Origin of the sequence: Chloroflexus sp. (assembly GCF_034432675.1) — a bacterium.
In the GTDB taxonomy this organism is placed as follows: Bacteria; Chloroflexota; Chloroflexia; order Chloroflexales; family Chloroflexaceae; genus Chloroflexus.
Genome location: NZ_DAOUBI010000004.1, coordinates 1 through 10,483, shown reverse-complemented (window position 1 = coordinate 10,483; position 10,483 = coordinate 1). Strand labels below are relative to the sequence as shown.

Annotated in this window: 9 protein-coding genes; 7 read left to right on the top strand and 2 right to left on the bottom strand. The window is 52.2% G+C overall.

From position 1 onward, the window contains the following. Nucleotides 1-610 precede the first annotated feature (610 nt). Entirely contained in the window at nt 611-2,215 is a 1,605-nt protein-coding gene (locus tag VAE55_RS00725) for an alpha-L-arabinofuranosidase (protein WP_322813912.1), read from the top strand. Nucleotides 2,216-2,233: 18 nt separating this feature from the next. Then, the gene (locus VAE55_RS00720) at nt 2,234-3,478 is read left to right on the top strand and encodes a hypothetical protein (RefSeq protein ID WP_322813911.1); all 1,245 of its coding nucleotides are present in this window, start codon (nt 2,234-2,236) and stop codon (nt 3,476-3,478) included. A 150-nt stretch (nt 3,479-3,628) separates the two neighbouring features. Here the strand turns inward: VAE55_RS00720 and VAE55_RS00715 are convergent, their stop codons facing one another. Beyond that, nucleotides 3,629-4,192, bottom strand: coding sequence for an acyltransferase (locus tag VAE55_RS00715; protein WP_322813910.1), 564 nt, complete (start codon nt 4,190-4,192; stop codon nt 3,629-3,631). A 308-nt stretch (nt 4,193-4,500) separates the two neighbouring features. Between VAE55_RS00715 and VAE55_RS00710 the strand changes: the two genes are divergently transcribed. The 5 genes from VAE55_RS00710 to VAE55_RS00690 all read left to right on the top strand — a co-directional run bounded on the left by VAE55_RS00710 (nt 4,501) and on the right by VAE55_RS00690 (nt 9,021). After that, a complete protein-coding gene (locus tag VAE55_RS00710) occupies nt 4,501-5,541 on the top strand; it encodes a lipopolysaccharide biosynthesis protein (RefSeq protein WP_322813909.1) in 1,041 nt (346 codons plus the stop codon). Between the two features lie 68 nt (nt 5,542-5,609). After that, nucleotides 5,610-6,392: a CpsD/CapB family tyrosine-protein kinase gene (locus tag VAE55_RS00705; RefSeq protein ID WP_322813908.1), complete on the top strand. Its 783-nt coding sequence runs from the start codon at nt 5,610-5,612 to the stop codon at nt 6,390-6,392. Between the two features lie 2 nt (nt 6,393-6,394). Next, the gene (locus tag VAE55_RS00700) at nt 6,395-6,538 is read left to right on the top strand and encodes a hypothetical protein (protein WP_322813907.1); all 144 of its coding nucleotides are present in this window, start codon (nt 6,395-6,397) and stop codon (nt 6,536-6,538) included. A 34-nt stretch (nt 6,539-6,572) separates the two neighbouring features. After that, entirely contained in the window at nt 6,573-8,108 is a 1,536-nt protein-coding gene (locus VAE55_RS00695; protein ID WP_322813906.1) for an O-antigen ligase family protein, read from the top strand. Nucleotides 8,109-8,214: 106 nt separating this feature from the next. Then, on the top strand, nt 8,215-9,021 hold the full coding sequence (locus VAE55_RS00690) for a hypothetical protein (protein WP_322813905.1): 807 nt from the start codon (nt 8,215-8,217) through the stop codon (nt 9,019-9,021). A 753-nt stretch (nt 9,022-9,774) separates the two neighbouring features. Here VAE55_RS00690 and VAE55_RS00685 read toward each other — a convergent pair. Further along, nucleotides 9,775-9,993: a hypothetical protein gene (locus VAE55_RS00685; RefSeq protein WP_322813904.1), complete on the bottom strand. Its 219-nt coding sequence runs from the start codon at nt 9,991-9,993 to the stop codon at nt 9,775-9,777. Nucleotides 9,994-10,483: the final 490 nt, after the last annotated feature.

Sequence of the window (10,483 nt, the reverse complement as noted above, 5' to 3'; positions counted from 1 at the left end):
CCTCGTCACGATCATGGAAGCGGTCGGCATTGAATGTGATACCTTCCTAGTAGATGTTTTTTGAAACAGGTTCTATGCTGTTCGTACAAATGCAGTCTGTACTACAAGGATTGTAGCCAGGCCATTAGTAGAAGACCAGGACCTCATTACACGTCCCTATCGGGTGCGTTGAGCGGGGCACTCCCTCTCCCGGTCGGGTTTGTACGAGTCACAGAGTATGTAGCGCTAGTGAAACAATACCCACGATCATACTATGGCTTACGGCGTGATGTCGTAGTAACGTATGATATTGTCACTCCTATCCCTCTTCAGGTGTCTTTCGTGAAACAGTTTCGCTTCTAACCTTTTTTCAATACTCTCCCTCTTCGACAAATGGTGTCTATCCACGAAGCATGCAAACTGTCATTATCGAACATTACCGTTTCTTCATAAAACATTGTTCAAATATGGTCATCATTGCCCTGTTGTCCCATTACAATGCTATCTGGTCTACGTGTATGCCACTCAACCTCTAACCATTCGTTTGTCAGATTACTGTGGCACTGTATATTCAGTGTATTATCGCTGTTACGCTCATTCCGGTTATCGTTGTAGTCAGATGGAGTTCTTCATGACATTCCTGTGTCGTTTCTATACGATGGTTCTTGTGTTCGTTCTGGCAGGGTGCAGCACTCCTGTTGCCACACCGGTATCAACCACGACTCCGGTTGCCACACCAACGGCAGCCCTATCAGCTACAGCGACTCCTGCGTTACCGGCTGCAACCTCCACCAGTAACGTGCCCACAATCGTGATTGATCCAACCACTGCGCGACCTTTTGATCGCCGGTTGCTGGGCACCAATGTCCCGGCGTGGTTGAATCCTTACCGACTGAACGACGAGACGTTTATTCAACGCACTGCCGATCTTGGTCTGAGTCTGTTACGCATGCCGGGGGGAAGCTGGAGTAACGCCTATGCCTGGGCGGCTTGTGAAACCGGTGGTGAAGAGTGTTACTGGCCGTGGGCGGCCAAACCGTCCGATTTTCTGCGCTTTGCCCGTGCAGTGAATGCTGACATCATCTGGACAGTCTCGATCAATGGTTCAGCGCAAGAGGCAGCGGCACTGGTTGCTTTCTTCAATGGCACCGTTGATGACCAGCGACCGATAGGGGTTGACGCTCGTGGCCGCGACTGGCAAACCGTCGGTTATTGGGCCAGGCTGCGCACCGAGGCCGGTAACCATGATCCCTTCCCAGTACGGTATTGGGAAGTAGGTAATGAGGTGTATGGGGCAAAGGGTGAGGTTGGTCCCAATTGCTCTGAATGGGGGTGGGAAGACGTCTGGACATGCGATCCCGATGAATATCTGCGCGGCAAAACAGTTAATGGTATCGCTTACGATGGCTATCTGGCCTTCTATGACGCGATGAAAGCGGTTGATCCAACCATTCAGATTGGCGCTGTTGGCGTTGAAAAGCCTGATGAGTGGAGCGATTGGGGGAATCGGGTGATTGCCGGTGCCGGTGATAAGCTCGATTTTTATGTGGTGCATTACTATCCATACTTTCAGCTCCCTGAGAATCCGCGTGGCGCCTTACAACAACCGCAACGAAGCTGGTCAACTATCATGACCGAACTGAACGATGCCTTTGAGCGCCATCTGGGGCGGCGGGTGCCGGTAGCGGTCACTGAATACAATCTGATCGCCTTCCAGGACCTCGATAACGCTCAGTTGATGCGGCGGGCAGTTAATCTACTCTTCATTGCCGATACGATTGGGCAGATGGCAACCCATGGCGTGGAGATAGCTAATCAGTGGGATTTAGCCAATGGACGTGCTGCCAACGACACCGATTACGGTCTTCTCCACGCCGATACCTTCGAGCCGCATCCTCAATATTACGCTCTGCTGATCTGGCGTGATTTCGGCGATGAAATGCTCTCTGTTCAGACAACATTTGATCCGGCGACAACGTTAAGTGTCTACGCCGGACGACACGCCGATGGAACACTGACGCTACTGGCGATCAACAAGACCGACCAGCCACTTGTTGTGGCCATTGGCTTACCCGAAGCTGAATGGCAGGTGAAAGCCACCACCGTGAGTGCCAGCGATCTGTTAGCCGAGACCGTATCTGTCAATCGTGACGAAGCACCAACTGCCCATACTCCGGATCGTGTCTATACGTTTGCTCCATATGCGGTGACCTTCTTAACCTTTACCAGTCCATAATGCAGGAGGGAGGATCATATGCGACAACCGTTTACGGCAATCATAATCATCATATTATTGTGGGGTAATTCTATCGCTACCCAACCGGCCAGCGCCGCAATTCACAACACCGGCTCTGGGGGTTGTCCGGCTAACACCGTAGTAGGCGGAGACAACCTGGTACAAAACGGTGATTTTGCTCAGGGCGCGAGTGGTTTTAACTCGGCACTCACCAATCGAGGTAATGGTGTCTACCCGGATGACACTGGCGGGGGTGGTTTTTCGATCCAGAATGGCAGTGTTGTATATCCTCCCTTTGAGAGTAATCCTTACCTCTTTGGTCGATCTTTCCCAGGTGATGTGCAACGCGACGTGCCGCCGAGTAACACCTATTTTTATTCAAACCCCAGTGCTGCAAACTACAGTGCCGGCAATGGTCGGGTTAATCTGTGGACACAGGTAGTGAGTGTGGCGCCAAACACTACTTACAACTTCTTTGCCTACTTCGATAACCTGCTCGATCCGGTAAGGAGTGCTAGTGCTTCAGCTGATCCGATTATTGAGCTGCGTGTCAACAACACATCGGTCGGTACAACCGTTGTACCAAAAATCCCAGATCGTTGGGTGCCGATCCAGTTTGCCTTCACCACCGGAACCGGTGTCACCAGCATCACGCTCCAGATCGATAGCCTGACCAACAACACGTTTGGCGATGATTTTGCAATGACCCAGATTAATTTGAAGCAGTGTGTGAGTGGTGTGGGCGCTGCCAAGTTTGCCTTTCCGCCCCAGGCCGCGCAGCATAATGGTGAGGATGGGTATCGGCTGGAGTATCTGATTACAATCCGCAATTTGGGGACTGATCCGGTCAATAACCTGCAGGCCATAGATGATCTGGCCGCGGTTTTCGCCAGTGCTGAGGCGTGGGTAGTGATGAGCCTGGAAAATGTGAACGAGAGCGGTTTTGTACCATTAACGGTGAACCCGCACTTCAATGGTCAGACAGACAAACAACTGCTGGCACCTGATCAGAGTCTGGCTGCCGGTCACACTGCCCGCTTACGCCTGATCGTTTGGGTGCAACCTCCTGAGGGGCCAGTTGTGTTCGCTAATCAGGTGCAGCTTACAGCCGTTTCGGGAAATGTGATCGTGACCGACACGTCTAACCCCGGCCTCGATCCCGATCCTAATGGCAACGGTGACCCGAAGGAAGTGAATGAGAATGGCACAACGGTGACAATCTTTACGCCGTATCAGTACTTTTTGCCGACAGTACTGCGCTGAAAGCTGTCCTAAACCTCTGTGTCCTCTGTATCTCTGTGGTGCAACCAGCTATCATCGAGACCCAGAGGACACCGCGGGATGGTGGTCAGAGGGTGTCGGTGGCATTCTGAACCGTTCCGGCTGAGCGTGTCGCGACTTTGTACAATCTACTCACTCATCAAGCTGCCGAATCGGCTTAGCCGGAACACCACCAACCAGCGTATTGGGCGGTACCGACCGATTCACGACACTACCGGCAGCGACGATACTACCGGCACCAATTCGCACACCAGGAAGGATAAGAGCGCGGGCACCGATCCACACTCCGCTCTCGACTACAACCGGTGCTTTGGTTAACGAACCGGCTCGATGTGCAGCACTACTGATCTGATGCGACGTGGTGAGAATTATGACTTCATGCCCAAAGCTGACATGATCGGCGATAGTAACGTGATCATTCAAGTCGAAGAAACAATCGGTGTTGATAAAACAGTGTGATCCAATTTGAAGTCTGTTGTGGATTGCCCCAAAGCCGTGAAGCCTGAGTGGTCCAACTATAACGGTACCATGACCAATCCGGAATCCAGCCAGCCTTAGCAGAATCGGACGCACCCGTGAAGCGGTATAGCGTGGCAGGAGGTGGATCAGCCATCCGGTAAGCCAGAGTCGTGGTTGGGCGGCTCCCAATTCCTCGCCTAATACACGTAATACTTTCTGATGGATACGTTCTTCCATGGAGGTACCTTCAATATAGCGCTGCCATTCAGTTCTATTGTGCCAGATTGGTTCGTCTTATGCTATAAGATACGTCATGTCTGAAGAAACTGTTAACTATCTCCTGCCCAATTGCCATCCGCAATGTAGTAGTCACTGGCCGATTAGCATCCGATATTGATGCAACATCCTGCAAATCACAAATGGCAACATGCCGTCTACTGAATGAACAATTAACAAACTATTATTCACGCACGAGAAGGTGATCGTTAGTATGATGTACATAGCATCTACAGCATGACAAGTGCTGCTCTGGTAAGGAGAGATACATGGTACGCTTGATCGTTCTCAGGCTCCTGGAGAGCTTCTTTCGTCGGCCTTTGTTCAGTCTGGCACCGTTTGTGCTTGCCCTGTTGATAGGCGTGGGGTATATCTTTTTATCGCCGCCTGAATACCTCTCAAGTGGAAAGATTTACGTTGAGAAAGAGAGTCTTTTAGCTTCCTTAACCTCATCAGACAGTGATATCTCATGGTGGATAACTCCAGCTCAGGCAACCTCGAATGAGATTTACGAGTTGCTGGCAACGAATACCTTCGTTCGTTCAGCGATCCAGCAAACCAAGCTCGAACCTTTAATGGCCGGTGGGCCAGATGTGGTTTGGGAGACATTTACATTCTTCCGTGAAACTATCAGTGTGAATACACTCGGTGATAAGCTGGTTGAAATTCGTGCTACCACCGATGATCCAGAGCTTTCGTATCAGATGGTTGTCGCAACGATGGACACCTATCTGAAATGGAAGATGAACAACGATTTTCAGGAAAGCATTGCGGCGCAAAAGTTCTTTGAAGAGCTGATTGCACCGTATCAGGCCGATGTTGACGCTGCTCGCCAGGCATTGATCGATTTTCTCAGTGCGAACCCGGAACCGGTACGTGGTGAGCGGCCGCCCGGTGAGCAATTCCAGCTCGATCAGTTGCAGGCAGCGCTGGCCCGTGCCGAAGAACGGTTGAGTGCTGCCCAGGAGAACGAGGAGAGCGCTCGTCTGGCGCTGGTGAAAAACGAGAGTTTGATCCGTCAGACCTACCAGATTATCGACCAGCCTGAGATTCCATTGCGTGCCGAATTTTCCATCACCGGCTTCATCAGGAATATGGTGATATTCGTGGCGATAGGTGTCTTCCTGTCGGCCAGTCTGATCGGCGGTAGTGCGTTGCTGGATCGCAGTCTCCGCTTTCCCGTTGATGTGCAAAACGGCCTTGGAGTACCATTGCTAGCACTGGTGCCATTCAGCAAGGAAGTGTCAGTTCCTGCATCTACCACAGCACCGGTGGAAGCTGAACAACCTTCACTCCAACCACAAGTGTGATCCGGCTGTAGATGATGAGGAATAACCGTTTGCCATCATCCTAATATATTCTGATATGAGGCAATGCCATGTTTGGATTTCGGAAGAAACCGACTAGTGTAGCAGAGAGTGAACTCCCTTTGACCATTGAGGTGGTCGGTGAGAACCTGCGCCGTTCTTTTGCCGGATCGCAGGTTGATCAGATTCGACGTATGCTGACCGATTTGCTGGTCGAACAGCGTCTCCCCAGCCGTGTCGGGTTTACCTCAGCACTGCGCGGTGAAGGTGTCAGTTACATTACGCTGGCCTGCGCAACTACCCTGGCCCACGATACCGGTAAACGAGTATGTGTTCTGGAACTCAACTGGTTGCATCCGGGATTGCCGGGTAATCTTAATCCCCTGCCACCGGTTAGTAAGCGTGATCGTCGTCAGGCAGCGGAACCGGTGGCACGCTCACTACCACCACGTCCTGGTGTTGCTGAGGTGTTGCGTGGGCAGGCATCACTGGCAGAGACATTATTGCCAACCAACTATGCCGGCCTGTTTCTCCTGCCGGCCGGTTCAACAACTGCCGATCAGCGACCGCTTCTGGCCCGCAGTCCTGAACTGCGTATGCTACTGGAAACGCTCGAGGCCCAATTTGATTACATTTTGTTTGATTTACCAGCGGTACTCGAAACAAGCGATACGTTGGCCCTCGTGGCGCTCACTTCTGCCTGTGCTCTGGTGGTTCGTCACGGCGTGACACCAATCACCGAGGTTCAGCGTGCTCTGAATGACATTAAACACGTACCGATTCTTGGCGTTATTCTCAATCAGGCGCAGATTGCAACCCCGCGCTGGATTCATCGTCTGATCCCGCTGGAGTAGGTATGAAGTTCTTTGTTGGGTTTCTGGTATTGTGTCTGCTCATCGGTGCGCTCACCCCTCACTGGCGGATGCGTGATCTGGTGATCGCGATGATTGGCCTGAGCGCAGTGGTGGTGGCTGCCTACTACTTTTTTAACCTGATTTGACCGGTGAGCAATGTGCGTATCCGGTGAATACCATATGCTTGATCTACTTGTTCCACGCTATCCCGATGTGATGACTGTTGCCCGTCGCAATGAGCGGCGCTGGTGGATACTATTCCTGGTGGTTTGTGTACTCACCGGCGTGATTGTGGTGTTACTGCGCCGGCGGATGAGTCCTGAATCGGTACTCTCCTTTCTAATCTTTGGCAGTGTCCTGATTGCCACTGCGATCCAGCCTCGTTTTGGTGTATATGCCATTTTAGGGCTGACACTCTTTGGTGATCGCTCGCTCCACCCCTGGTACCCCTTTACGAAAAATCTGTCGAGTCGCGAGTCGATAATGTTTGTCTCCGATTCGTTTTCGTTCAGCCCCCAGGAGTTGACACTCATCTGGACGCTTGTGGTCTGGCTGGTGCGCGCAGCAACAGAACGACGCTTACGCATCCATTTTGGGCCTCTCTTTTGGCCGGCAGCGATTTTTCTGGTGTTTAACGCTATCGGCCTGGTGTATGGTCTGGCCAATGGCGGGAATCGGGTGATAGCACTGTGGGAGGTTCGATCAATCTTCTATCTCCCCCTGATGTTGTTGCTGGCCGGTAATTTAATTGAAACCCGTGCCCACTTGAATACCCTGTTCTGGGTGGCGACAATTGCTCTGTTTGCGAAGGGGGTCGCCGGCGTCTGGTATGTCCACGATGTGTTGAAGTGGGATCTGGAAGGGGTGGAACGGATTGCCGAACATGCTATGTCGATCCATTTCAACTTCTTCTTCGTGCTGTTGGTTGCAGCATGGCTCTATCGTGATAGCGCGACCCGTCGTTTCTCGATGACTTTAATGGCACCGTTTGTGCTCTTTAGCCTGATTGCCAACTTTCGCCGGGCCGGATTTCTCACCCTCGGCATGGCGCTCGGTCTGATTGTGTTGCTGCTTTATATCGAGAACCGACGCCTCTTCTTCATCATTGCCCCAACCGGTGCGGTGAGCTTGCTGGCGTACCTGATCGTTTTCTGGAATAATCAAGGGCCAATCGGTATTCTGGCCCGGGCTGTGCGCTCGGTTATCGGCCAACCCAGTGCCCGTGATGCGGCATCGAATGTGTACCGTGATTTAGAGAATATCAACATTATGTTTAATATTCGCATGTCGCCACTCACGGGTATTGGATTCGGTAATAAGTTTCACATTATCGTTCCACTTCCCGATATTAGTGTCTTCGAGTGGTGGGAGTATATTACCCATAACTCGATTATGTGGGTCTGGATGAAGATTGGGGTGATTGGGTTTTACGGCCTCATCCTTCTATTGGCATTGACAATGCTCTACGGTGCCCGCATGGTGCGCCTGATGCCATACGGTCAATTGCGCGTCTTTGCTCTGACGGCCACCCTCTACATCTTTACCCACTTTGTCTATGCCTACGTTGATATGTCCTGGGAAAACGGTAGTATGGTCTTTGTAGGCACGATGATGGGGGTGATTAACGCCTTGCCACAAATTGCCGCAGAGAAACCTCTCCCGGTTCGCCCCTGGCGATTGTTTTCATCCCAACCGGTAACTAATAATACCGCCTGATACCGACAATCGGCGAGAGCGGTATACTGCACGTGACAATGAAGATGAATTCGTGCTGGCAGGTTGCCGGTTTCGGCAGCACTGTCACCTGGAGAGTGAGGATTGTATGCACGTGCGGCTTGCCATTCTACTCTGCCTGATCGTTGTCCTGGCCGGCTGTGGCCGCCGTTTAAGCGTTGATACAGTACCTACAGGTTTTCCTACTCCAACAGTGGCGCCCTTTTTTCTGGAGCGTCCGATGGCAACTCCCTTCATTCCACCACCTACGCGCACCCCCTTCCCTACCCGACCACCGGTTACGCAGGCGGCGGAAACCGGGAGCGGGCAGACCAATGACATCCGCAGCTTGCAGGTCTTTCCGGTGTACCGTGATGAACTGAGCGCCGGCTGGAGTATCGACAATAGCGCATTGTTGGGAAGTCTTACGCTTACGCAGACCAATGTGGTCGCGCTCGGTCAGCATGCGATTGCGGTGACACCTAGCGAGAGTACCGGTATTCTCTTCTTCACAATTACGCCGGACAGCGGCATTAAGCTACGCCGCGATCAGGTAGCGGCTTTGCGATTACGACTGAGCGGTGGTGATACGCCAATTGCCAACGATGGAATGACGATTTCGGTGGTGGGAAGCAATCGCGTACCCTACTGGGAACCCAACGACAATTCGGTAAGTCTGGAGGGGAGAGTAACCGATAGCACAGAACCACTCTTTCCAGAGACCAGGCTCTATTTTTTGGGTTTAAATCGCGCCATTGCACCCGGTGAGTGGGCTGAGATCTATGTCTGGCTTGACGATTTAATCTATGAACCTGACTATACGTATGTCACCGGTTTTTACCTTAAGACGAGCAGTGATCTGGTGACAAAATATTATGTCGATCAGGTTGAATGGTTGGTACGAGACCAGCCATAATCCGACAGAGCCTATTATGAATGTTGCACTATAAACCTGATGGTCTCATATTCAAAAGTGATGCAGCTTAACCAACTGAGCGATAAACCCAGGAGTGATTCGTTGCTCATTGATACGAACCTCGCCCATCGCTACACAAACAGCCAGGTACGTTTTATGCACGCCATGCGAAACGGGCGCATAACATTGCGCACCGTTGTCCTCTGTCCCTCGCAGGTGGTCATGTATACCTCGCATTCCCTATCACCATCCGCATCGCGTGCCCACACACGATGGCTATATTCCACGTGTAATGCCCTGAGTACTATGCGCATATCCTTGCCATTCATCGGTACTGACTACCGCCTGTGTACAGGTAGAGTGAGCGGCGTGCGCTGCCAGGATGTCGTGGCTGGTCCGCTGAACAACCGGTAGCCGTACCTGTCCGCTCTTCCGGCCCACCATGCCCACCATTGGCGGAGGGTCGTGCGCGTCTGTCCTGTACCCCGGCACCGGGTGGCCTACCGTCGCGGCGTGTCGGTCGGGTCGGTATGGTGCGCTCCTTAATTTTCCCGCATGCCGGAATATCTCGTCGGTTTCGGTGTGCTGATCGTCCAGTGGGGTGTCCAGTTGACGTTGGCGGGCGTTGCACTGCATCGCCCGCTGGAGGATATGGACGGTAGTGCGGCTAATCCCCAATTCCTTAGCCAGTACCGGCGACGGTTTTCCTTTACATACGTCCCGCACGAGCAGAATTACCTGAGTCGGGCGACGTTAGTTCCCCTGGATTGTTCCCGTATAGACGTTGTCCACGCGGTGACACTGACGACAGCGATACACCGTCACCCCACTCCGGCGGGTGCGCCGAACGCGACGCATCGCGTCGGTGCCACGCCCACCGCCTGTCCATGGCAAGCCGTTGGGATGGACATAGTTCATGACCCACTGTTCACTGCGTTCATCATCGAACAGGTCATCAAGCGGAAATTCCATGGTTCACCTTTGATACAACGAGTCTCATGAGCGTATACTATATTGCACTGAGTTTGAACATGACCAATATCTTTTCGTATTCACCAGTCAAGATTGGCTGGTGATTATACGTTGACCAAATGAGATGATAATGAAGTTGCCAGTATGTCATATACTTTTGCTTATTCCCCAAAAAGATTACTTCATAGTATAGTACGGTGTAATCAGGCGGGTTGAAGTCCGTTCTACTACCCTGACCTCTGCGGAGTTTGCCGAGTGAAAGGTAAAGCTGCAATCGATGGTGACTACCACCGAGCCTTGCAGGAACTTGTCAGCAGCCAGGTCAGGTTTTCAACTTGCTGGAGCAGCCGGAGGAAGTCTGGTCTACCTGTTTCGCCCTCGTGAGGTCTACAAGGATTAGGGCTAGGCGCTATCTTGTCAAAGCCTTTTCACACCATTGGCAGTCGTAGTGCACGCCGGATCGCTTTCGGATGCCAGAACGGTACCGAAG